The organism is Pseudomonas sp. GT1P32, from assembly GCF_054897805.1.
On record NZ_CM142704.1, the window covers coordinates 1,941,111 to 1,964,066 of the forward strand.

The 22,956-nt window shown below is 61.0% G+C and carries 19 protein-coding genes; 9 read left to right on the top strand and 10 right to left on the bottom strand.

Annotated elements, in window-relative coordinates; translation table 11 throughout:
* The first annotated feature begins 74 nt into the window (after positions 1-74).
* Positions 75-2,879, top strand: coding sequence for an ATP-binding protein (locus ACYZUC_RS08755; protein ID WP_461995105.1), 2,805 nt, complete (start codon positions 75-77; stop codon positions 2,877-2,879).
* Here the strand turns inward: ACYZUC_RS08755 and ACYZUC_RS08760 are convergent.
* On the bottom strand, positions 2,844-4,328 hold the full coding sequence (locus ACYZUC_RS08760; protein WP_461995107.1) for an ATP-binding protein: 1,485 nt from the start codon (positions 4,326-4,328) through the stop codon (positions 2,844-2,846). The two genes, ACYZUC_RS08755 and ACYZUC_RS08760, sit on opposite strands and share 36 nt — an antisense overlap.
* Before the next feature lie 176 nt (positions 4,329-4,504).
* Positions 4,505-5,455, bottom strand: a complete 951-nt coding sequence (locus tag ACYZUC_RS08765; RefSeq protein WP_461995109.1) for a GlxA family transcriptional regulator — start codon at positions 5,453-5,455, stop codon at positions 4,505-4,507.
* A 325-nt stretch (positions 5,456-5,780) separates the two neighbouring features.
* On the opposite strand from ACYZUC_RS08765, the gene ACYZUC_RS08770 reads away from it, so the two are divergent.
* Positions 5,781-6,503, top strand: coding sequence for a pirin family protein (locus tag ACYZUC_RS08770; protein ID WP_461995110.1), 723 nt, complete (start codon positions 5,781-5,783; stop codon positions 6,501-6,503).
* 106 nt (positions 6,504-6,609) lie between these two features.
* Here the strand turns inward: ACYZUC_RS08770 and ACYZUC_RS08775 are convergent, their stop codons facing one another.
* Positions 6,610-7,485, bottom strand: a complete 876-nt coding sequence (locus ACYZUC_RS08775) for a LysR family transcriptional regulator (protein ID WP_461995112.1) — start codon at positions 7,483-7,485, stop codon at positions 6,610-6,612.
* Between the two features lie 112 nt (positions 7,486-7,597).
* Between ACYZUC_RS08775 and ACYZUC_RS08780 the strand changes: the two genes are divergently transcribed.
* The 3 genes from ACYZUC_RS08780 to ACYZUC_RS08790 all read left to right on the top strand — a co-directional run bounded on the left by ACYZUC_RS08780 (position 7,598) and on the right by ACYZUC_RS08790 (position 11,030).
* Positions 7,598-8,809 (top strand): YbfB/YjiJ family MFS transporter, encoded by a 1,212-nt coding sequence (locus ACYZUC_RS08780; RefSeq protein ID WP_461995114.1) that lies wholly within the window; start codon positions 7,598-7,600, stop codon positions 8,807-8,809.
* 57 nt (positions 8,810-8,866) lie between these two features.
* A complete protein-coding gene (locus ACYZUC_RS08785; RefSeq protein ID WP_461995116.1) occupies positions 8,867-9,865 on the top strand; it encodes an NAD(P)H-quinone oxidoreductase in 999 nt (332 codons plus the stop codon).
* A 208-nt stretch (positions 9,866-10,073) separates the two neighbouring features.
* Entirely contained in the window at positions 10,074-11,030 is a 957-nt protein-coding gene (locus tag ACYZUC_RS08790) for an alpha/beta hydrolase (protein WP_461995118.1), read from the top strand.
* Between the two features lie 3 nt (positions 11,031-11,033).
* On the opposite strand, the gene ACYZUC_RS08795 is transcribed toward ACYZUC_RS08790, so the two are convergent.
* The 3 genes from ACYZUC_RS08795 to ACYZUC_RS08805 all read right to left on the bottom strand — a co-directional run bounded on the left by ACYZUC_RS08795 (position 11,034) and on the right by ACYZUC_RS08805 (position 14,806).
* A complete protein-coding gene (locus ACYZUC_RS08795; RefSeq protein WP_461995120.1) occupies positions 11,034-12,848 on the bottom strand; it encodes an ABC transporter ATP-binding protein in 1,815 nt (604 codons plus the stop codon).
* A gap of 167 nt (positions 12,849-13,015) precedes the next feature.
* Positions 13,016-13,606 carry a DUF6338 family protein gene (locus ACYZUC_RS08800; protein WP_461995122.1) on the bottom strand — a complete coding sequence of 197 codons (591 nt, stop codon included), beginning with the start codon at positions 13,604-13,606 and terminating at the stop codon, positions 13,016-13,018.
* 171 nt (positions 13,607-13,777) lie between these two features.
* Positions 13,778-14,806, bottom strand: a complete 1,029-nt coding sequence (locus tag ACYZUC_RS08805) for an AraC family transcriptional regulator (RefSeq protein WP_008041167.1) — start codon at positions 14,804-14,806, stop codon at positions 13,778-13,780.
* A gap of 166 nt (positions 14,807-14,972) precedes the next feature.
* Here ACYZUC_RS08805 and ACYZUC_RS08810 point away from each other — a divergent pair, with 166 nt between their 5' ends.
* From ACYZUC_RS08810 to ACYZUC_RS08825, 4 genes are all read left to right on the top strand, one after another.
* Positions 14,973-15,824: a 3-hydroxybutyryl-CoA dehydrogenase gene (locus ACYZUC_RS08810; RefSeq protein ID WP_461995124.1), complete on the top strand. Its 852-nt coding sequence runs from the start codon at positions 14,973-14,975 to the stop codon at positions 15,822-15,824.
* The gene (locus tag ACYZUC_RS08815) at positions 15,811-16,413 is read left to right on the top strand and encodes a TetR/AcrR family transcriptional regulator (RefSeq protein ID WP_461995126.1); all 603 of its coding nucleotides are present in this window, start codon (positions 15,811-15,813) and stop codon (positions 16,411-16,413) included. The genes ACYZUC_RS08810 and ACYZUC_RS08815 overlap by 14 nt, the downstream gene beginning before the upstream one ends.
* A 244-nt stretch (positions 16,414-16,657) precedes the next feature.
* Positions 16,658-17,071: a VOC family protein gene (locus tag ACYZUC_RS08820; RefSeq protein ID WP_461995128.1), complete on the top strand. Its 414-nt coding sequence runs from the start codon at positions 16,658-16,660 to the stop codon at positions 17,069-17,071.
* 118 nt (positions 17,072-17,189) lie between these two features.
* Complete coding sequence (locus ACYZUC_RS08825; protein WP_461995130.1) at positions 17,190-17,618, top strand: hypothetical protein; 429 nt, start codon at positions 17,190-17,192, stop codon at positions 17,616-17,618.
* A 9-nt stretch (positions 17,619-17,627) separates the two neighbouring features.
* Here the strand turns inward: ACYZUC_RS08825 and ACYZUC_RS08830 are convergent, their stop codons facing one another.
* The 4 genes from ACYZUC_RS08830 to ACYZUC_RS08845 all read right to left on the bottom strand — a co-directional run bounded on the left by ACYZUC_RS08830 (position 17,628) and on the right by ACYZUC_RS08845 (position 22,944).
* Positions 17,628-18,854, bottom strand: coding sequence for an RtcB family protein (locus ACYZUC_RS08830; protein WP_461995131.1), 1,227 nt, complete (start codon positions 18,852-18,854; stop codon positions 17,628-17,630).
* Between the two features lie 66 nt (positions 18,855-18,920).
* On the bottom strand, positions 18,921-21,671 hold the full coding sequence (gene metC / locus ACYZUC_RS08835) for a cystathionine beta-lyase (protein ID WP_461995133.1): 2,751 nt from the start codon (positions 21,669-21,671) through the stop codon (positions 18,921-18,923).
* A 23-nt stretch (positions 21,672-21,694) separates the two neighbouring features.
* On the bottom strand, positions 21,695-22,351 hold the full coding sequence (locus tag ACYZUC_RS08840) for a glutathione binding-like protein (RefSeq protein ID WP_461995134.1): 657 nt from the start codon (positions 22,349-22,351) through the stop codon (positions 21,695-21,697).
* Positions 22,348-22,944, bottom strand: a complete 597-nt coding sequence (locus tag ACYZUC_RS08845) for a cysteine dioxygenase family protein (RefSeq protein ID WP_461995136.1) — start codon at positions 22,942-22,944, stop codon at positions 22,348-22,350. Before ACYZUC_RS08845 ends, ACYZUC_RS08840 begins: the two co-directional genes overlap by 4 nt.
* Positions 22,945-22,956: the final 12 nt, after the last annotated feature.

A 22,956-nucleotide genomic window follows, 5' to 3' on the forward strand; every position in this document is an offset into this window, starting at 1 on the left:
ATTGCGCGAATGAACAAACCTGACGAATATGCTCGGAAACCGCGTACCAGACGGCTGCAAGCAGGAGTGACCCGTTGACCCTTTCCCCCGAACAGGCCATCCATTTCGGCCCTTACCGGATCTATCCCGGACAACGCCTGGTGATGGAGGCCGACCAGCCCCTGCGCCTGGGTCGGCGTGCCATGGACATTCTGTTGATCCTTCTGGAACACGCCGGAAATGTGGTCAGCAAACAGGAACTGATCGCCGGGGTCTGGCCCAAAAGCGTTGTTGAAGACATCAACCTGCGGGTGCACATGGCGGCGTTGCGCAAAGCCCTCGGCGACGGCCAGAACGGCCAGCGTTACATCGTCACCGTGGCCCAGCGCGGCTACAGCTTTGTCGCGCCGCACTCTTTGGAGCACATCGAGCAACATCCGGCGAATGAAGCCCCCGCACCGAGCGGCCACAACCTGCCCGTGCGGCGCACGCGCATGATCGGTCGCCAGTCCCTCGTCGACAGCCTGGTGGTCCAGTTGTCACGCCAGCGCTTCATCACGCTGGTCGGCCCCGGCGGCATCGGCAAAACCACCGTGGCCCTGCGCGTTGCCGAGCAATTGATCGGGCGCTACCGCGATGGCATTCGTCTGCTGGACCTGGCGCCGATCAACGACCCATCGATGATCACCGCGCATCTGGCGACGCTGCTCGAACTGTCGTTGCATGACACCGACCCGATGAGCGGCCTTCCCGCATTTTTGCGCGACCGGCAGATGCTGCTGGTGATCGACAACTGCGAACACCTGCTCGACGCCATCGCCGTGTTGAGCGAAAGCATCCTGCGCGCCGCGCCCGACGTGCACATTCTGGCCACCAGCCGCGAGTGCCTGCGGGCCGAAGGCGAGTTCGTTCAGCGTCTTGAGTCACTGGACTGCCCGCCGCCCATCGCCGTGCTCGACCGCGCGCAGGCCCTGAGCTTCTCGGCCTTGCAGTTGTTTGTCGAACGGGCGATGGCCAGCCACGACAGTTTCGAACTGAGCGATGACGAGCTGCCGCTGGCGATTGAAATCTGCCGGCGCCTGGACGGTATTCCACTGGCGATTGAACTGGCGGCGGCGCAAGTCGGCGGCCTCGGCGTGGGCGGCTTGCTCACACAACTGCAAGGCAGTTTTCGCCTGCTCACCCAGGGCTGCCAGACCACCTTGGGTCGCCATCAAACCTTGCGCGCCACGCTGGACTGGAGTTTCGAACTGCTGAGTGCCTGTGAGCAAACCTGCCTGCGTCGACTGAGCGTGTTCAGAGGCGGCTTCACCCTGGAGTCGGCAGCAGCAGTGATCGTCGGCGAACATATCGAACCCTGTGAGGTGTTTGGCTCGATCACACAGCTGGTGGCCAAGTCGCTGCTGAACGTCGAGGTCGGCGACGAAGAAGTGTTCTACCTCCTGCTCGACACCACGCGCAGCTACGCCCTGGAAAAACTCGACCAGGCCGCCGATCTGCCGGGCACTCGCGAACGCCACGCCGAGCGTTGCCTGGCCTTGATGCATCAGGCCCAGCAGGACTGGGAGCTGATCGCGACGGCAACATGGATCGAGCGTTATGCACGCAGTCTGGAAGATATTCGCGCAGCCCTCGATTGGGGCTTGAACGCACAAGGGCCGCAGACGTTGGCGATCCGCCTGGCCGCGACATCGACGCCGCTCTGGCAGGAAATGTCGCTGCTCAAGGAGCACGGCGTGTATGTGCGCAAGGCGCTGGCCCTGCTGGATGCCGCGCCCGAGCCCTGCCCTCGGCTGAAAATGGCCCTCAAACTGGCCCTCGGCAGCGCCTGCTACCACACCCAGGGTGGCACGGCGGAAACCGTCGAGGCCTTCGTCAGCGCCAGAACGCTGGCCAGGCACTGCAACGACGTGGCCGGTCAATTGCGCGCGGTGTCCGGGCACATGGCGGTCAACCTCTGCTGTGCCAACTATCAAATGGCCCTGGAGCAGAGCCAGCAGTTCGACCGGCTGGGGTTGCACGGAGACGAAGTGTTGTCCCTCAGCACCCACCGCTTGCGGGTGCTGGCGCTGCACTTTGCCGGGAATCAGGAGCAGGCGCGGGTGAATGCTGAAGAAGTGCTTCAGCGCATGGCCCAAAGTGGCCACCTCAACCGTTTCACCCACGGTTTTGGCGTGCAGTACGACCAGAGCGTCGCCGCCCTGACCATTCTGGCGCGTATCCTCTGGCTGCAAGGCCGGCCGGAACAGGCGTGGCGCACCGCCCGCCAGGCGCTGGACATCGCGATGCAGATCAACCACGGCACGTCCATCTGCTACACCCTGGCGCTGGCCGGTTGCCTGATCGCCCACTACAACGGCGACACCCGCACCGCGCGCGAACTCTTGCGACTGCTGCTGGAACAAGCGCAAAAGCACTCGGTGCTGCTGTTTTACACCTGGGCCATGCACTACGCACAGGTGATCGACCACACCCAGCTGCGCTCCTCCCTTCTGCCGGGCGAGGGGTTGATCAAGGACATCATGGTTACGCTGGACACCGGTTTCGTCGATGACGCCTTGTTACAACGGGCAGACACCGGCATGGCGGGCTGGAGCACGGCGGAAATCCTGCGAGCCAGGGCTGAGGCGCTGCTGGCGCAAGAGTGCCCGTTGGACACCGACGCGGCCGAGGCCTTTCTGATCAGGGCCTTGAACGTCGCCAACCATCAGGGCGCCCTGGCCTGGGAACTGCGCAGCGCTACCTCGCTCGCACAGCTTTGGCAGCGTCAGGGCCGGCACCGGCAAGCCCATACGCTGCTGGCGCCGATCTACAACCGGTTCACCGAAGGTTTTGCCACACCGGACCTGACGAAAGTCCGCCGGTTACTCGACGAGTTGCAGCGCCACTTGCCCGCTTGATACCCACCGCGCCCGGCTGATGTAGTGGGCGTAACGCATTTCAACGGTGCGCAATTCACCGCTGCCCTCGAGTTTCTCCAGAGCGTAGGTGCGGGTGGTGTTGAGGAAACGGTAGCGGGCCAGTCCGCTGCCCTGCTCCAGCGATAGCAACGATTTGAGTGCCAGACTTTCCACCCCTTCAATCAAGCGGGCAGGCAGCAATGCCGCGCAGCTGATCACGCCAATCGCTGCATCCAGCGTAAAGGCCATCTTGAACACCGACAGGCGCTGCAACACGGTTTGCTCCAACGGGCTCAGTTGCTCATAGCTCCAGTCCAGCGCCGCTTTCAAGGTTTGATGCCGGGGCACGGCGGTGCGCCGGCCTTGGGTCAGCAGCTGAAAACAGTTGTCCAGTTGAGCTTGCAGGCCCACCAGCGCCAACGCATCAATCTGCGCCGCCGCCAGTTCGATGGCCAGGGGCAGACCATCAAGCCGGCGGCAGATTTCGCGCACGACCTTGAGGTCTTGTTCGCGCAGCACAAAGCCTTGCTGACGAGCACGGGCACGGCTGACGAACAGCTGCACCGCCGAATAGCCCATCGCTTCGGCCACACTGTGCAACGCCGAAGCCGGAGGCACCGCCAGGGGTGGCAAACGCTGGACCGTTTCCCCCTGCGCCTGGAGCGGCTCGCGACTGGTCACCAGGATCGACAGGCGTGGCGCCGCCATCAGCAGGTCTTCGACCAGTGTCCGGCAGCGTTCGAGCAGGTGCTCGCAGTTGTCGAGCACCAATAACGCATGACGTTGCGCCCATGTCTCCAGGGTGGTTCCAACGTCCAGTTCAAGCGCACGGGTCAGATGATCGACCACCTGCGCGGGGTCATCGATCACCGCCAGATCCACCAGCCAGACCCCATCCTGGTAATGCTGCAAGAGCAGTTCGGCCACGCGCAACGCCACGGTGGTCTTGCCGATGCCGCCGGGACCGGTCAGGGTCATGAGGCGCCGAACCGGTAATTGCCGGACCAGACTGCCGACCAGCGAATCGCGCCCGATCACCGGCGACAATCGCGCGGGCAGGTTGTGTTGAGGTTTCTGAATGGTTTCGATCGAGGCCAGCGTACTCGCCGGCACCCGCTGCACGGCTGCGATAAAGCTATAACCGCGCTGGGGAATGTTGACGATGTAGCGCTGCCCGTCCTGCCCGTCGCCCAATGCGCGACGCAACGCGGCGATGTGCACGCGCAGGTTGATCTCCTCGACCACCGAAGTCGGCCAGACGAGCGCGATGAGTTCGTCCTTGCTGACCACGTTGCCCGCGCGCTGGACCAGCACCTGCAAGATATCCAGGGCCCGCCCGCCCATGCGCAGCGGCCGGTCTCCGTCGAGGATCAGCCGTTGCCGCAGGTGAAACGCATAAGGGCCAAATCGCAGCACCGCTTCGTTGTTCAAATCACTGACGCTGTTCATACAGGTCCACGTGCGCAAACCCTAAGCGGCTCAACGGATTGTCATTTCCATTGCGCGCCAGTCTCGCGCCTCCATTACAAAGAGTTCACGGGTATCTTCGCAGGCCTCGGTGACGGAACAACGGCCACGGTGGGAGCGTCACAGCCATCACGGTGCGCACAACGGACAAAAAGGCGCTAGCTGAACTGTTCGCGGTACTGGGAGGGGGTCAACCCGATTTTTTCACTGAACAGAAACCGCATGTGCCGCACACTGCCGAAACCACTTTTGAAAGCCACGGTCTTGAGCGGCAAGTCACTGGTTTCCAACAAATTTCTCGCACAATCGATACGTGCGCTCTGGAGAAATTCCATCGGCGTCATGTTCACTTCCCGGGCGAACACCCTGGCGAAATGACGTGGACTCATGGTGGCCAGGCCGGCCATGCGCTCAATGCTGAAGGCTTCGTCGAGGTGGTCGAGCACATAATTCTGCACGCGCGTCACCGGCGTTTCGTGAGGGGCCACCGTCGCCATCAATGGACTGAATTGCGCCTGTCCACCCTGACGTTTCATCACCACCAGCAACACCTTGGCCACGTCCTGGGCGACTTTCTTGCCATGGTCTTCGGCAACCACCGCGAGTGCCAGGTCAATGCCGGCGGTGACGCCGCCGGAGGTGATCAGGTTGCGGTCCTGAACAAAGATCTGATCGGTCTCCACCGTCGCCTTCGGGAACCCCTTGATCAGCCGTTCGGTGTAATGCCAGTGGGTGGTGACACGGTAGCCGTCAATCAGACCGGCATGCCCGAGCACGAATGCGCCGGTGCAGATCGAGCCATAACGTCCGGCGCGTTTAACCGCACCTTTGAGCCAGCCGAGCAACGGCGGGTGTTTTTCGTTGTAGGCCCCGGGGCCGCCCGGCACCAGCAACAGGTCATATGCCTGATCCGCCTGATCGATGTGCACATCGGCCTGCACGCTGACACCGTTGGAGGCACGCAACGCGCCGTGCTCGGTGCCGATGGTCGACAACACGTAACGCTCGGCCGGGTCCAGATAACGATTGGCGATGGAAAACACCTCCATGGGCCCGGCCATGTCGAGCAGGAGAAAATCAGGGAACAGCACCATTGCCACGGTTTTCATGGGTTCAAAATCACTGAAATCAAAAAAGAAGACTGGCCGTGCACGTAACCCTGTAGGAGCCGGCTTGCCGGCGATAGCGGTACATCAGCCGATATTGTTAGCGACTGACACACCGCTATCGCCGGCAAGCCGGCTCCTACAAAGTTGTGTACGCGGCAGGAAGACTGTGCTGTGCATTATGGCCAAGTGCGGCGGGATCAGCCTGCTTATTATTGTCAATCCAAACGGGACAGTATTTCAATTTCCATCTACTTATTGCACCACAGGATAAACATTAACCTTCTCCTCACTCGGACGAATCAACGTCCCAACAGGAGATTTCATCATGCTGACCCTTCGCAAAGCTTCCGATCGCGGCTTGGCCAATCATGGTTGGTTGAAGTCGTTCCATACCTTTTCCTTCGCCAACTACCGCAACCCGAAAGAGCAGGGTTTTTCCGACCTGCTGGTGATCAACGATGACCGCGTCGCGGCCGGCAAAGGCTTTGGCCAGCACCCGCACCGCGACATGGAGATTTTCTCCTACGTGCTTGAAGGCGCCCTGGAACACAAAGACACCCTGGGCACCGGTTCGGTGATCCGCCCCGGTGACGTGCAACTGATGAGTGCTGGCAGCGGCGTGGCACACAGCGAGTACAACCACTCAGCGACCCGTGGCGTGCACTTCCTGCAAATCTGGATCGTGCCGGATATCAGCGGCGCCAAACCGCGCTATCAGCAAGAGCATTTCAGCACACAGAAGAAACGCGGGCGTCTGCAACTGATCATCTCCCCCGAGGGGAAAAACGGTTCGCTGAAGGTGCGCCAGGATGCGCGGGTATATGCGGGCCTGATCGATGGCAAGGAAAGCGCCACGCTGGAACTGGCCGCCAATCGTTATGCCTACGTGCATGTGGCGCGCGGCAGTGTCGAACTCAACGGCCTGCAATTGCAGGAAGGCGATGGCGTGCGGGTTCGCGATGAACAGTTGCTGACCCTGAGCAATGGCGTGGATGCCGAAGTGCTGGTGTTTGACCTGCGTCCTCAGGAATTGCCTGAAATGCCGTAATCCTGTGTGAAGTAATCGCCACCTCGCTGCGCTCGACAGCTCCTACAGGGATTTGCGTGTACCTGTAGGAGCTGTCGAGCGCAGCGAGGTGGCGATCTTTCAGCCGTTACTCACCCGTCCCCGCAAACCCTGCAACAATCTCATCGATCACCACCCGCACCCTCGCGGTATGCCGCAAGTCCTCGTGCGTCACCAGCCATATGTCGTACGGCACCGGCCGTGTGCGTTCCGGCCATAGCCTGACCAGCCCGTCGCGCTCCCCCATGTACACCGGAATTTCCCCCAGCCCGATCCCCGCGGCAATCGCCCGGCGCACCAGCAGACTGGAGCTCAGGCTCGAAACGATGCGCCCGCGTCCCAACGGTTCCGAGGCCAGCGTGATGTCTTTGTTGCTCTGCAAATACGGCTGATACACCACCAGATCATGCCCCTCGAACGCCGAGCCCGGCACCGGCACGCCGTGGGTGTCCACATAATCCCGAGACGCAAACAGGCCCACCGGCCAACGCGCGATGCGCCGGGCGATCAGGTCCGGGTTGTCTGGCCGGGTGTTGCGCACGGCGATGTCGGCTTCGCGTTTCGACAGGCTCAGGATCTTCGTCGAGGCGTCCAGTTGCACGCGCACGTCGGGGTGCTGTGCATGCAAGCGGGCAATCGCCGGGATCAGGAAGTCGATGGCCATGGAGTCCGTGGTGCTGACCCGAACGATACCGGTCAGCCGGTCGTCGAGCCCTTGAATCTGGCGCTGCATCTCCAGTGCGGAGTGCTCCATTTTCTCCACGGCTTTCAACGCCGCTTCACCGACAGCTGTCAGCGCGTATCCCTCCGAAGTGCGCAGAAACAGCGTCGCACTCAAGGACTTCTCCAATGCCGTGATCCGCCTCCCCACGGTGGCCTGATCGACCCCCAGCACCCGCGCCGCGCCACGTAACGTCGATTCCCGGCATACGGCCAAAAACACCCTGGCGTCATCCCAATTCATACGATTCTCCACTGCTGCATATACGCATCACCATAACGCAAAATCGCTGCGTTATTGCATCAACGAATCTGAATAAACTGGGCACCAGAGATAAACCTGGAGGACGGCTCCCATGCCCAGCACATCAACCACCCCGCGCAGCGCCATCTGGCTGCCGATTTTCGCCGGTCTCTGCGCCAGTCTGGTCAGCATCGGCCTGGCGCGGTTCGCCTACACGCCGTTGATTCCCTCATTGATCCAGGCGCACTGGTTTTCAGCCAGCGATGTGGTGTACCTCGGTGCCGCCAATCTGGTGGGTTACCTGATTGGTGCGCTGATCGGCCATCCGCTGGCCCGTCGGACCTCCAATAAAAGCGCCCTGCGCCTGATGATGCTGGCGGTGACGCTGTCGTTTTTCGCGTGTGGCTTTCCGTTGTCGGTGAGCTGGTTCTTCGGCTGGCGCTTGCTGTCGGGCGTCGCCGGCGGCGCGATCATGGTGTTGGTGGCCGCAACCGTGCTGCCGCATGTGCCGGCGTCCCGCCGAGGGCTGGCCAGTGGTGCGATTTTTCTGGGCATCGGTTTGGGTATCGCCGGCTCGGGGACGATTGTGCCGCCGCTGTTGAGCCTGGGTTTGCAGTACACCTGGTTTGGTCTCGGTGCGCTGGCATTGGTGCTGACCGCCGCCAGTTGGTTCGGTTGGCCGTCAGCCACACAGGCGGCCACCGCGGTACCGTCCGCCGAACCCTCGACGATGCCGACTGACCCGAACGTTTACCTGTTGTTCGCCCAATACGCGTTCATGGCTGCCGGACTCGTGCCCGCCATGGTGTTTCTGGTGGATTACGTTGCCCGCGGGCTCGGGGCTGGCGCACACATTGGCGCTCTTATCTGGGTGATGTACGGCCTCGGCGCGATTATCGGGCCGGTGAGTTACGGTTTTCTGGCTGACAAACTGGGCGCACGGCTGAGCATTCGCCTGGTACTGGTGGTGCAGGCAGTTGCGGTCGGTTTACTGTCGATTTCAAGTGCTTTCACCGCGCTGGCCTTGCTCGCGGTGATCCTCGGCTCGTTCCCGCCGGGCATCGTGCCGCTGGCATTGGCCCGGGTTCACGAACTGATCCCGAACCATCATCAACAGCAGATTGCCTGGAGTCGCGCCACCGTATCGTTCGCTACCTTCCAGGCGATTGCCGGGTTTGCGTATTCGGCGTTGTTCAACGCCAGCGGTGGGCATCACGCGCTGTTGTTCATCCTCGCAGCGGGCGCCATTGTCATAGCCCTGCTGCTGGAACAGGGCATGCGCTTGCTGAATCGTCGCGACCGGCTGCAACCTGTATTGAGCTGAGTCACCGACGGCTTGATGTGGTCCCACTTACTGAACATTTCCAGACAGGACACTCACATGAATCTGCCCCACACCATGACCCTGATCGAAATCACCGAACCCGGCGGCCCCGAAGTGTTGAAGCCGCGCGAGGCACCGCTGCCCATCGTCGGTCCGGGCGAAGTACTGATTCGCGTGCACGCTGCCGGGGTCAATCGCCCCGACGTGATTCAACGTGCCGGCAAGTACCCGATGAAACCCGGCATGAGCCCGATTCCGGGTCTGGAAGTGGCCGGTGAAGTGGTGGCAGTCGGCAAAGGTGTCAGCGAATTTATCGTCGGCGACAATGTCTGCGCGCTGACCAACGGCGGCGGTTACGCACAATACTGCGTCGCGCCGGCCGGCCAGACGCTGCCGATTCCTCAAGGCATGGATTGGGTGCACGCGGCGGCGGTCCCGGAAACCTTCTTCACCGTGTGGGCCAACCTGTTTGACATGGGCGGCGTTGGCAAAGGTCAGCGCGCATTGATCCATGGCGGCACCAGCGGCATCGGCACGACCGCCTTGATGCTGTGTCGCGAATTCGGCGTCAAGGCCTTCGCCACGGCGGGCAGTGAGGAAAAGTGCGCGGCGATCCGTACGTTGGGCGCCGAAGCGATCAACTATCGCGATCAGGATTTCGCCCAGGTCATCCAGGAAAAAACCGCCGGCAAAGGCGTCAATGTCATCCTCGATATCATGGGCGGCTCGTACCTGAATTCGAACATCGCGGCGCTGGGCATGGAAGGTCGACTGGTGATGCTGGGCTTTCTTGGCGGCGCCCACGCCAAGGACGTCGACCTGTTGGCGATCATGAGCAAACGCGCCATCGTGACGGGCTCGTTGCTGCGCCCACGCACCGTGGAAGAAAAAGCCTCGATTGCCGAGCAGTTGCGCGAATACGTGTGGCCGGTGCTCGCTGCCGGGCGTTGCCTGCCGATGATCGACAAGGTTTATCCGTTGGCCGAGGCGGCACAGGCGCATGCGCGGATGGAAGGTGGCGAGCACATTGGCAAGATTGTGTTGCGGGTGGATTGATCTGCAATTTTGAGCAACACAAATCACTGTAGGAGCGAGCTTGCTCGCGAAAGCGGAACGTCAACCGGCATCCATGTTGAATGTGAGTCCGCCTTCGCGAGCAGGCTCGCTCCCACAGGGGGATAGTGAGCGGCTGTCGAAAATGTTCCCCCCGCCGACACGCTTCTGTTAAAAACCGGACTTCAGTTTTTTACCGACGGACCATCCGATGCCCTCCTCCCTGCTCACACGTCTGCGCCGACGCTGGCTGCCCTTGCTGTGCATGGCCGCGCTGATTGTCGGCCTGCCGGTGAGTTGCGGCGTGCTTGAGCACACCGAGCGCGAGCTGCTGTTCCGTATCGAGCCGGGCACGGCGGGCTGGTATCGCGGTTTGCCGAAGGACGTTCAAGAATTCGACATCCAGCCCGCCAGTTTCAAGGAAGGGCAAAACCTGCATGCCTGGTGGTGGCCGGCGGCTCGTCGTGATGCGCCTGCGATCCTCTACTTGCACGGTGTGCGGTGGAACCTCACCGGCCAGGCGTTTCGCATCGAACAATTGCGCGCCATGGGCTATTCCGTCCTGGCGATCGACTACCGCGGGTTTGGTCAGAGCAAAGGCGATCTGCCGTCGGAAGCCAGCGTGTATGAAGACGCGCGAGCCGCCTGGGAACGCTTCACCACGATGCAACCGGACGCCAGCAAGCGCCTGATCTATGGTCATTCCCTCGGCGGTGCGGTAGCCATCGACCTCGCGTCAGACCTGGCCGCACAGGCGAAAAAGAACCATGTCGCCGTCCCGGTGCGCGGTCTGGTGATCGAGTCCACGTTCACGTCACTGGGCGATGCCGTGGCCCAAGTGGCCGAAAGTAACCTGCCGGTGAAATGGCTGCCGGTGCGCTGGCTGCTGTCGCAGAAATTCGATTCCATCGACAAGATCGTCGACATCGACATGCCGCTGCTGGTCGTGCATGGCCTGGCCGATACATTCATGCCTTCGCGATTCAGCCAGCAGTTGTTCAACGCCGCCAACGAACCCAAGCGCCTGTTGCTGGTGCCAGGCGGTACGCACAACAACAGCATGAGTTTGAGCGGTACCCAGTATCGCCAGGCACTTGAAGGCCTGATGAAAGCAAAACCGCCGCAGATGGCCGGGCCGGCACTGGCTCGCGGTTCTCAAGACTCCTGACGTTTAGCGATAACCTCGCGCCTGCAAAGTGAACAATTGCGCGTAACGCCCGCCCGCGGCTACCAGACTGGCGTGATCGCCGCGCTCAAGGATCGCCCCCTGATCCAGCACGATGATGTGGTCGGCATTACGCACGCTGGAAAAACGGTGGGAAATCAACAGCGTCATGCGGCCTTCGGTGTGCTCGCTGAAATGCTCGAACACCGCCGCTTCCGCCGCCGGGTCGAGAGCTGAGGTCGGCTCATCCAGAATCAGGATATCGGCGTCACGGCGCATGTAGGCACGGGACAAGGCAATCTTCTGCCATTGCCCACCGGACAGTTCCTGGCCGCCGGCGAACCAGCGGCCCAATTGGGTGGCATAGCCGCGATCCAGACGATCGATGAAAGGCGCGGCCATGCCCTCGGCGGCAGCGGCTTGCCAGCGCTGCTCATCGTTGAACGCCAGGGTGTCACCGACACCGATGTTCTCGCCCACGGAGAACTGGTAGCGAATATAGTCCTGGAAAATCACGCCGATACGCCGGCGCAGCGCATCTTCGTCCCACGCCTGCAAGTCACTGCCGTCCAGCAGGATGCGCCCCTGATCGGGACGGTACAGACGGGTCAGCAGCTTGATCAGCGTGGTCTTGCCCGAACCGTTCTCCCCCACCAGCGCCACGCTATGCCCCGGCACGAGGTGCAGATCGATGCCCTCCAGCGCCGCGCGGCTCGCGCCCGGATAGCTGAACCCGACGTTTTCGAACCGCAGACCATCGCCGGGAAGCGCGCCTACGGTCAGGCTGCCGGAGTCGGCCACAACGGGCTCAGCCAGGTATTCATAGAGGCTGGACAGATACAGTCCATCTTCGTAAAGACCACTGATGGCGCTCAAGCTGCTGCTCACTGCGGTCTGTCCTTGCTTGAACAGCACCAGGTACATGGTCATCTGGCCGAGGGTGATGCTGCCGTGGACGGTGTCGACCACCACCCACGCGTAGGCCAGATAAAACGCCCCCGTGCCCAGTAAGCCCAGGACAAAACCCCAGCCATCGCGGCGCAGGGTCAGCCGACGGTCTTCAGCGTAAAGACGCGCGAACGTATCGCGATAACGCTTCAACAGCAGTGGCGCGAAGCCGAACAGCTTGACCTCTTTGATGTAACCCTCGTGGGAGAGCAGCGTCTCGATGTAGTTCTGCTGCCGACTCTCCGGCGCACGACGGGTAAACAGCCTGAAGGCGTCCCCGGAAAAATGTGCTTCGGCAAAAAATACCGGCAACGCACCCACCACCAACAACACCAGCGCCCACGGCGAAAAATGCACCAGCAACACGCCGAAACTGATCAGCACGATCAGGTTCTGGATCAGCCCCAACGACTTCATCACCAGCGCCAACGGCCGGGTCGACGCTTCGCGCCGGACCCGCACCAGCTTGTCGTAGAACTCGGAATTCTCGAACTGCACCAGCGACAACGTCTGGGCTTTCTCCAGAATCATCGTGTTGACCTTCTGCCCCAACTGCACTCGCAACAGCGATTGCTGAACCGACAGCGCCCGCTGGGTCCCGGACAGCAACGCGAGCACGCCGGCTTCAAACAGCACGTAACGCACCACCGGCCACAACGGCGCACTGCCCTGCTGCGCGTGCAGTTGCATGGCGAAAACCACCGCGTCGACGATGCGTTGGCCCAGCCAGGCAGCCAATGCGGGGAGTACGCCTGCGATCAGGGTCGCCAGTACCAGGCCCAGAAACAACCCGCGAGAAGTAGCCCAGACAAGGAGCAAGGCGCGTCTGGCCTGATCGAGCAATGAGGTGACGCGGGAAAGGGCCGCTGGCATGTTTATCGGTTGCGCTTGCGTGGTTTCGTCATTTCTTTTCGAAAAGGTGAAGGCCCGATGGGGAACACCAGCCCGGGGGGAAGAGGACCACCATTTTCCCACTCTTCCATCATCCGCCTCAGCTCAGGCGGCATTTCAGTCGGCGCTTTGCATGACATTTGATCACCCTATTGTTTTGCGAATTCGACACAACTCACTCTTGATACATCAATAACCAGGGCCTTTGCCCTACCAGGTAACAGATTGCCGTCGCTATCGATCCAGCGAGGGAACTCCAGAACGAATTGTCCGTTAGCAGGCTCCGATGGCCATTCGCCTGGCCAGCCAAACAGACGTTTCCCTCCGATCAAATGCAATATCACGAAACCCGGTCTCGATGAAAAAGCACTGTACCACTCGCAAGGGAACGATTTTTTAGCAGTTATTTTCAGTTTCCTGAGTAACGCATGAAGCCTGTCGCCATGAGCGATATGACAGGAAAGAAACCCCATCACCAGCGCAATCACAGCCGACCATAACGCCTCCGATTTCCTGTCCCACACGCCGATCGAAAAAAACCGTTCTCCCGCCAGTAGCAACAGTCCTTCCAAACCGACCACCAGCGACTGAATCACAAACGTAAAAATCAGTGCCTGGACAATCTGTCCAAAAGTGTCCGGGCGCTTGAACGCCGTGAGCGAGTAAAAAATCCACGCCGCTAAAAACCCCGGAAGCAGATACTGCAGTAGCGGGATCACGTCCTTGATCAAGCTGTCCATTGCCCTTTCCAATCCATTGAAAAATTCGACCCGGAGCAAATAAATACAGCACCTCTACAGCCTGTGTCATCCACTGCTGAAGCGCTGTCGTCACAAGAGATTTCGGGACTACAGACGGGACTACAAGCGAAAAATCCTCCTACATTCAACAAGGAAAAACTGGACAAAAACTCAATCCAGATCCGACGTCACGTGCTCCAAAAACCGCGCTCGATATCGCCCTGGACTCTCCCCCGTCCACTTCTTGAACGCCCGGTGAAACGCACTCGGCTCCTGAAACCCCAACTGTTCGGCAATGTCACCGATGCTGGCCTTGCTCTGCCGCAATTGCTCAAACGCAACCCCGCGCCGCACCTCGTCTTTGATTTCCTGATACGAACACCCTTCCCGCTCCAGCTTGCGGCGAAAGGTGCTGGGGCTAAGGTGTTGTTCCAGGGCAAAAGCCTGCAAGGTCGGCCATTGGCTGTAGTGGCTGTTGCGCAAACGCTGGTGAACTTGCGACGCGAGCCCATGCTGGTTGCGGAAACGGATCACCAGCCATTGCGGCGCAGTGCGCAGAAACACTTTCAGCGAGGCCAGGTCCTGAACCACCGGCAAGCGCAGGTAGTGGCTGGCGAATTCGATTTCGGTGCGTTCAGCGCCGAAGGTCAGGTTAGGCCCCCAGAGCAAACGGTCATCGCTGAGGGACACGCGCTTATGGCGGAAGTCCGCGCGGTCGATGGGGATGCGCCGACCACCCAGCCAGCACATCAGGCTGATCATCAGCACCAGAAAAGTCTCTTCGCCAAAACGCGCAACATCATCGTTTTTCGCGCAGGTATCCAGGCTGATGACTGCACGTTTGCCGCGCACCGTCAGCGTGCCGCGAAAATCGCGAAGGAACAGGGCAAAGTTGTTCAGGCACTGGCGCATGGCTTTGTGCAGGTCGGGTTCCTGAATCAGGGCCCGGCAAATCAGGGCGAAGCTGCCCGGCGGCATACCGTGGGAGTCGAGCCGGAAGAACTCGTCATCGAGCTCGCGGATCTGGATCAACCAGAGTGCGGCAAACGCACTGGCCGGCACTCGCGACACGGGCTGTTCGATCAACGCCGGGTCGATACCTGCCTGTTCCAGCGCAGCCCGCCGCCGCTGCGGATTGTCCCCCAGCCCATGGATCATCGCCTGCACAAAGTAGGCGGCCACCGAATCCTTTTCCCGCATCTGAACGCTTCGCTCCCCATCACTCGAATGGCAAAAAACACCAGCACCGTTGAACAGTTCCGGCATAGGACAACCGCCCCGCCGGTTCTAGACTCGCGGCCAATAGTACGCCTTCGGCCGCTGTGGCGGCCAAGGTATCGCGGGGTTTGACCGGAAGGACGTGTAGATGAATCTGCAAAACATTGGCGTGATCGGCGCAGGCACCATGGGCAACGGCATTGCACAAGTCTGCGCCCAGGCAGGGTTCAACGTGACCTTGATCGATATCTCCGAGAGCGCACTGCAAAAGGCTGTTGCGACCGTCGGCAAAAACCTCGATCGGCAAGTTGCCAAGGACACGCTGACAGAAGCTCAAAAGCTCGCCGCCCTCGACAAGATCTGCACCAGCACCGACTACAGTAGCTTGCACAACGTGCAACTGGTGATCGAAGCCGCCACCGAAAACCTCGACCTGAAACTGCGCGTGCTGCAACAAATCGCCGCGCAGGTCAGCGCCGAGTGTGTGATCGCCTCCAATACGTCGTCACTGTCGATCACCCAGCTTGCCGCCAGCGTCAGCCAGCCTGAACGCTTCATCGGCCTGCACTTCTTCAATCCGGTGCCGGTGATGGGCCTGATCGAAGTGATTCGAGGCCTGCAAACCAGCGACGCAACCCACGCCCTGGCGCTGGACATGGCGACCACCCTGGGCAAAACCGCGATCACCGCCGGTAACCGTCCGGGTTTTGTGGTCAACCGGATTCTGGTGCCGATGATCAACGAAGCGATCCTGGTGTTTCAGGAAGGCCTGGCCAGCGCCGAAGACATCGACGCCGGGATGCGCCTGGGTTGCAACCAGCCCATCGGCCCGCTGGCACTGGCCGACCTGATCGGCCTGGACACCGTGCTGGCGATTCTTGAAGCCTTCTACGACGGTTTCAACGACAGCAAATACCGCCCCGCGCCACTGCTCAAGGAAATGGTCGCCGCCGGTTATCTGGGACGCAAAACGGGGCGTGGCTTCCATGCCTATGCCTGAGCGTTGCTCACGTTTCGCCGAGTACCGCGACAAGGTGCTGGAGCTGTTTGCCAGCAAGGGTTTCGGTCAGGTCGGCATGCGTGAGCTCGCGACGTGCCTGGGGCTTTCCCCGGGTTCGTTGTATCACCATTACCCCAGCAAACAGCACTTGCTGCTCGACCTGATCGAGGAGTTCTACGAAGAGCTGTTGGCAACCCTGGGGCGCATCGAGCAAAAGTCTCCGGCCAAACGCGACAGGCTCAACAGCCTGATCCGCGCGCATTTGAATCTGCATCAGGAAATGCCCTGGCATTTTCGTCTGGTGGAACGCGACAGCGGCTGCCTGAATGACGAACAGCAGGCGCGCGTTCGGCAGTTGCGCGAACAGTACGAACGCAAATTGCTGTTGCTGCTCGGGACCAAACCCCGTCTCAGTGAACAGGCGCAACAGGCCGCCGGGCATGCCATCGCCAACTTGCTCAACAGCGCACCTAGCTGGCTGGCGAACCAGGCGCTGGATGAACACGAGCGGGACGAAATGCTTGAAAACCTCGTGGGTGGGGCCATCGAGCGTTTGCTGCGGCCCTCGGTGCCACGCGCAGTGGCCTAATGGCGGCGAGCGATAAACCGTTGCGGTTCAATAGAAAAACCATCTAAACAATTCTTGCCAATCACCACCTCTAACGCTTTGCTGATGCCGTTGTAGGAGCGAGCTTGATCCGGGCGGCGTTCCGACGATGGGCGCCAACGCTAACGCGTGCTGTCTGGATAAACGCGGCGTTCTGGAAACCATCGCGAGCAGGCTCGCTCCTACAGGAAAACCCACGTCCGTCTGTTGGCAACGGGAGCAAACAATGAAAATCAATCCCTACCTCATCTTCAACGGCGACTGTAAAGCCGCGTTCACTTTCTATGCCCAGGCCCTTCAAGGCCAGCTCGACGTCATGATGACCTTCGGTGAAAGCCCGGCGCGCGAGCACTTTGCGGCGGACCTGCACAACCTGATTATTCATACCCGCCTGTCGGTGGGCGATCAGGCGATCATGGGGTCGGATACCACACCTGATCGCCCCTCGGATGACATGGCCGGTTGTTCAGTCTCGCTGAACGTCGACAGCATTGCCGAGGCAGAACGGGTCTTCAACGCATTGGCGGAAGACGGCAACGTGCAAATGCCCCTGGAAGCGACCTTCTGGGCCGCACGTTTCGGGATGCTGGTCGACCGGTTTGGCGTGTCGTGGATGGTCAATTGCGAAAAAGATCAGTGACTTTACCGGCAAGCAAACGCCCAACTTGAAAAGGCTGGGCGTTCTGGACACTCTCGGACCGTCTGCTACCGTCAACAGGCCACCCCGCCTCGCAGCAGAACCTTCGGAGGAACCCACCATGCCTGCCCATGACGCGCTCTGGTCCACCCGTTTGAAAATATCGCTGCTGGCGACAGCACTCGCCGGAACCCTGCTGGCGTTGAGTGGTTGCGCCACGGTCGATGCCCAGACCACTGCCTATGTGGGTGTCGAGCATCCCGCGCCGACGCTGGCCAGTGAAGTCGTGGTGTTGCGTACCGAACCCCTTCGCCCGCACATTCGATTGGGTGAAGTGCTGATCGATGCCAGCGTTGATCCCGCCCCCCCGATCAGCCAGGTAGAAGGAAAACTTCGGGACGAGTCAGCCAAGCTCGGTGGCGATGCCGTGGTGGTGGTCTACGACCATATCCAACCGATGGGCGCTTATGTCAACGGGCCGCTGTGGGCTCGTGATGTAAGAACCATTGAAGGACGCAAACTCAAAGGGATCGTGATCAAGTACCGGTAGCGGTCGCGTCTAACCCTTCACGCACACCACCTGACGCAAGGTATGCAGCACTTCCACCAGCTCGCGTTGGGCGTGCATCACGCGGTCGATGTCTTTGTAGGCCATCGGTATTTCATCGATCACCGCCGCATCCTTGCGGCACTCGACGTGGGCGGTGGCGCGGATCTGATCTTCGACGGTGAACAGGCTTTTCGCTTTGGTACGGCTCATGGTGCGGCCAGCGCCGTGGCTACAGGAGCAGAACGATTGCTCGTTGCCGAGCCCGCGAACGATGAAACTTTTCGCGCCCATCGATCCCGGAATGATCCCCAGCTCCCCCTTCTGCGCCGACACCGCGCCTTTGCGGGTGACCAGGATTTCCTGACCAAAATGCCGTTCTTTCTGCACGTAGTTGTGGTGGCAGTTCACCGCCTCCAGGGCGACGTCGAACGGCTTGCCGATCACTTTCCGTGCCGCCTGAATCACCGATTGCATCATCAATGCACGGTTCTGCCTGGCGAAATCCTGGGCCCAACCGACGGCTTCAACGTAATCATCAAAATGCCGGCTGCCTTCTTCGAAGTAAGCCAGGTCACGGTCCGGCAAATTGGCGATGTGCTGGCGCATGTCGGCCTGGGCCAGTTGAATGAACAGGCAGCCAATGGCGTTGCCAACCCCGCGTGAGCCGCTGTGCAGCATGAACCAGACCCGATTGGCCTCATCCAGGCACACCTCAATGAAATGGTTGCCGCTGCCCAGCGTGCCCAAGTGCCCTCGATTGTTGGTGCTGGCGAGTTTCGGGTATTTGTCGGTGATCGCCTTGAACCGTGGGTTCAAGGCAGCCCAGGCATGATCGGCCTGTTTCGGAACACTGTCCCAGGCACCTTTGTCCCGCACGCCTCGACCAACGGTGCGCCCATGGGGCACCGCTTTTTCGATCGCGCAACGCAAGCCATGCAGGTTGTCCGGCAAATCAGTGGCGGTCAGCGACGTACGCGCGGCGATCATGCCGCAGCCAATATCCACCCCGACAGCGGCCGGGATGATCGCGCCCACGGTAGGAATCACACTGCCGATGGTCGAGCCCTTGCCCAGGTGCACGTCGGGCATCACCGCCAAGTGCTTGAAGATGAACGGCATCTTCGCGGTGTTGATCAATTGCTGCCTGGCTTCGTTTTCTACCGGAACGCCTTCGGTCCAGAGCTTGATCGGTTTGCCGTTGGCGACTTCCAGCAGTTGATAGGTACGGTCTTGCATGATTCGGTTCTTTCCGGTGGCCGATGATCCGGCGCTGTGCTGAAGACTCAGCCGTGCGTTGAGTCTTCATGATATCGCAGCGAAACCACGTTGCAGATCCTCAATCAACGCCTCGACATCCTCCAGTCCGATGTGCAAGCGCAGCACCGGATTCAATGAACGGTCCGCCGCACTCTGGCGATCCTGGGTGTCGGCCACGGTGATCAGACTTTCGAAACCGCCCCAGGAAGCGCCCAATCCGAACAGCTGTAACGCGTCAATGAAGCGCTCGACATAAGCGGCGTCCGCCTCGTTCAGCTCAAAGGACAGCAAGCCGTTGCTGCCCTTGAAGTCCCGTTGCCACAAGTCGTGGCCCGGATGGTCGGGCAAGGCCGGATGGAATACCCGTTTCACCTGCGGTTGCGCTTGCAGCCAATGGGCGATTTCCAGCGCCTGGCGCTCATGCACCTCCAGCCTCGGCGCCAGGGTTCGTGCGCCGCGCAATACCAGATAAGCGTCATCCGGGCTGACGGTGACGCCAAAGGTGTCACTCATGGAGGCCAGCGGTTGCCAGGCATCTTCGCGGACGCAGACGCTGCCCATGACCACATCGCTGTGGCCGCACAGGTACTTGGTCAGCGCCATGATCGAGATGTCCGCGCCGAGGGTCAGCGGTCGGTACAGGTAACCCGAGCCCCAGGTGTTGTCGACGGTCAGCAGAATGCCTCGCGGTTTGCACAGGGCGGCGATGGCCGGCAAGTCGCAGAGTTCGTACAGCAAGGAACCCGGGACTTCGGTGTAGACCATTTTGGTGTTGGCTTGCAGTTGCGCCTGCAAGTCGCTGCCGTCCGGTGCGAAGTAGCTGACCTGGATGCCGAACGGTTCAAGAAACTCCCGGGCCAGACGCCGCACCGGTGCGTACACCGCATCGGTGATCAGCACATGATCGCCGGGGCGCAGGTAGGCCAGAAACGTCTGTGCGACCGCCGCCAGCCCGGTGCCGAACAGACGCGTGCGATAACCGCCTTCCAGTTCGGTGACCAGGTCTTCGAGGGCGAACGCGGTTGGATTGCCGCGCGCGCCGTAACTCAACACCCGCTCGGTGTCACGGCGGGCACGGGCGTCACGCATTTGCGCGAGGTTGTCGAACAGCACCGTGCTCAGACGGGTGACCGGCACGTTGACCGAACGACCGCCACTGCCCTGCTCCGTGCGTGCCGAATGGACCAGACGTGTGCGTACCCGCGCGTCCTCGGTTGCTGGAGGCTGCAGCGGTTTGAGACTGGCAATCTCGTCGTCGCTCATCTGCGCCAGCAAGCCGATTTCCCAGGCCAGGTACTGCCGCGCCGCGTCCTTGTTGCCGGAGTGCCGATCATGGGTGAAGAACAGGAAATCGATGCATTGTTCATTGGCCGGTGTGTCCGGACTTTCTTGCACCGCGAAACCCGCCGCACGCCACGCAGCGAGTCCGCCGTCCAGCAGTCGCACTTGCACGCGCTGGGCTTCGGGCAATTCCTGCGCAGCGAACGCCGCCAGCCGCGGATCATCGGCCAGCAGCACCAAAGGACGCAGCTCGCCCGCTACGTGTGTCGCCAACAGTGAACGGATCGACCAGCGAGAGCCGGCAATATGGCCCTTGCGAAAGGTCATGCTCGGACGCAAATCGATCAGCGCGACGGCGGCGTCCTTCAACGCGTCGGACAGTGCCTGCACCGAGATTGATGGCAACGCCTCATAGGCGGTAACTTCGGTCTCGGGCAACGCCAGACCGCTGCTCACGCCACCTTCAAGCACATACGCCTCATGCCCCAACTGCCGCAGCCAACTGGCGACAATCGGCGCACGCACGCCATCGCTGTCGATCAGCACCAACCGTGCCTGACGCACACCGACATACAGGTCGGTGGACTGAATCAACTGCCCGCCCGGCGTGTGTTGTGCACCGGTCAGACTGCCAGCGGCAAACTCCTCGGCAGTGCGCACGTCGCACAGAAACAGACTGCGCCCCACCTCTTCGGCCCACTGCGCGACTTGCTGGGCCATAACGGTTTTCACCCCGGCCAGTTCCGCCAGTCTGGCAGCGGCCACACGCTGTGCGGCCAAGGGTGTAACAGACACGGCATCGGCATAACGACGGCTGCTGCCGTGTTCCAGCTGAAAATCTTCCAGGTACCAGCCCTGAGTACCGTTCTCCAACGCGTAGACCGGATTCTTCAACCCCAGGTTGATCAGCGTTTGCGCGCCGATAATGCTGCGGGTCCGACCGGCGCAATTGACCACGATTGGCGTGGTGTCATCCGGCACCAGATCATGGATGCGATAACCCAGCTCACCATTCGGGCAGCACACGGAACCGGGGATGGTCATCTTGCGGTATTCATCGAACGGCCGGCCGTCCAGTACCACCAGCGGCTCGCCACGGGCTTGCCAATCGGCCAACTGCTGCGCGGTGACATGCGGCGTGTGGCTGGCCTCCTCCACCAATTCGCCGAACGCCTTGGACGGCACATGCACGCCGGCAAACAGCTGATAACCGGCAGCCTGCCAGCCATCGGCGCCACCCTCGAGAACGTGCACGCGCTCATACCCCAACGCCTGAAGACGCTGGGCAGAACGCGTGGCGACATCGCCGCCATTCTGGTCATAGATCACCAGCCGCACCTGAGGATTCGGCGCCAGACGCCGAACCTCCAGTTCCAGTCGGCTGTAGGGCAGATTGACCCCGAAAAACAGATGGGCCTCGCCATACTGGCCGTGTTCGCGCACATCAAACAGGGCGATTTCCTGCCCGTCGAACAGCCACTGTTGCAATTGCCCTGGGGTTACGGTCTGGCTCATGGAAGTCCCGCTTGAAAAAGAAATTATTGAAGCGCCAGAGAGCGCTCATTGGCCGCCACGTCGCGGCCCTTCGCATACGCACGTTGAATCGCCGGCCGTGCCTTGAGACGTTCGCGCCAGGCGTGGATGTGCGGAAAGTCCGCCAGGTCCTGGCCCTGACGTTGCGGCTGAATCCACGGAAAAATCGCCATGTCGGCAATGGAGTACTCGCCCGCCACATACGGCACGTCAGCCAGACGCGTATCCAGCACCCGATACAGCCGCGTCGCTTCTGCACTGAGGAGGTCGAGGGCGAACGGAATCGGTTGCGGCGCCTTCTCCTTGAACACCTGCAACTGACTCAGGTACGGCGTGATATGCCCCACCTGCCAGAACAGCCATTCCTGGACTTTCTGCCGCTCGACGCTGCCGGCCGACGGCAGAAAACGCCCAGCCTTGTCGGCCAGGTAATTGAGAATGGCGCCGGATTCGAACAGGTTCAGCGGTTCGCCCAAACCCTCGGGTGCATGGTCGACAATCGCCGGAATCCGCCCATTGGCGCTGATCCGCTGGAACGCCACCTGCTTCTGCTCGCCCTCGCGGATGTTGATCGGCACCACCCGGTAATCCAGCCCGAGTTCTTCAAGCAGGATGCCGATCTTCAAACCGTTTCCGGTCGGCCAGTAGTACAAATCGATCATGCGTAGGCCTTGATCGACGGCGCCATTTGCGAGGCGTTGTAATTGAGAATGCGCCCGTCCGCTTCGACGCCATAACGACCGTTGAGCGATTCCAGCGGCAAGCCGTAGAGATGGAAATGCAAGGTTGCACTCTCGCCTTCAACGCGAATGCCGTGCAGGTCTTCACCGAGAAACGAAATCGACGTGCCGGGTTGCACGATCACTTCCTTTTGCAGGTGCAAGGTGGTGAAACCCGGCTCGCTGCCTTCGTCATCGCGACCGTAAACGTAGTTGATCTCCTGGCCTTCGACGGCGCTGATGATCGCCCAGGTTTCGTGGTTGTGCGGGAGCGTACTTTTGCCCGGCAACAACGAGTTCAGGTACAGCGTCGGCGTGTCGCCGTCGTCATTCAGACGGTAGCGAAACGCGGTGCTGCCCTGCCCCGGCACTGGCGCGGGAAACGCGTCGAAATTGAACAGATCCCGGCGCTCGGCCAGGGTTTCGAGCAGGGAGACGATTTCCACCAGCGCGGCGCGGTCGACGCCACGTTGGTTGATGACGCGGATTTTCTTCAGGAAATCCTCGATGACGGCGGCACGGTTTTCGGTACTCATGGACAGGCTCCT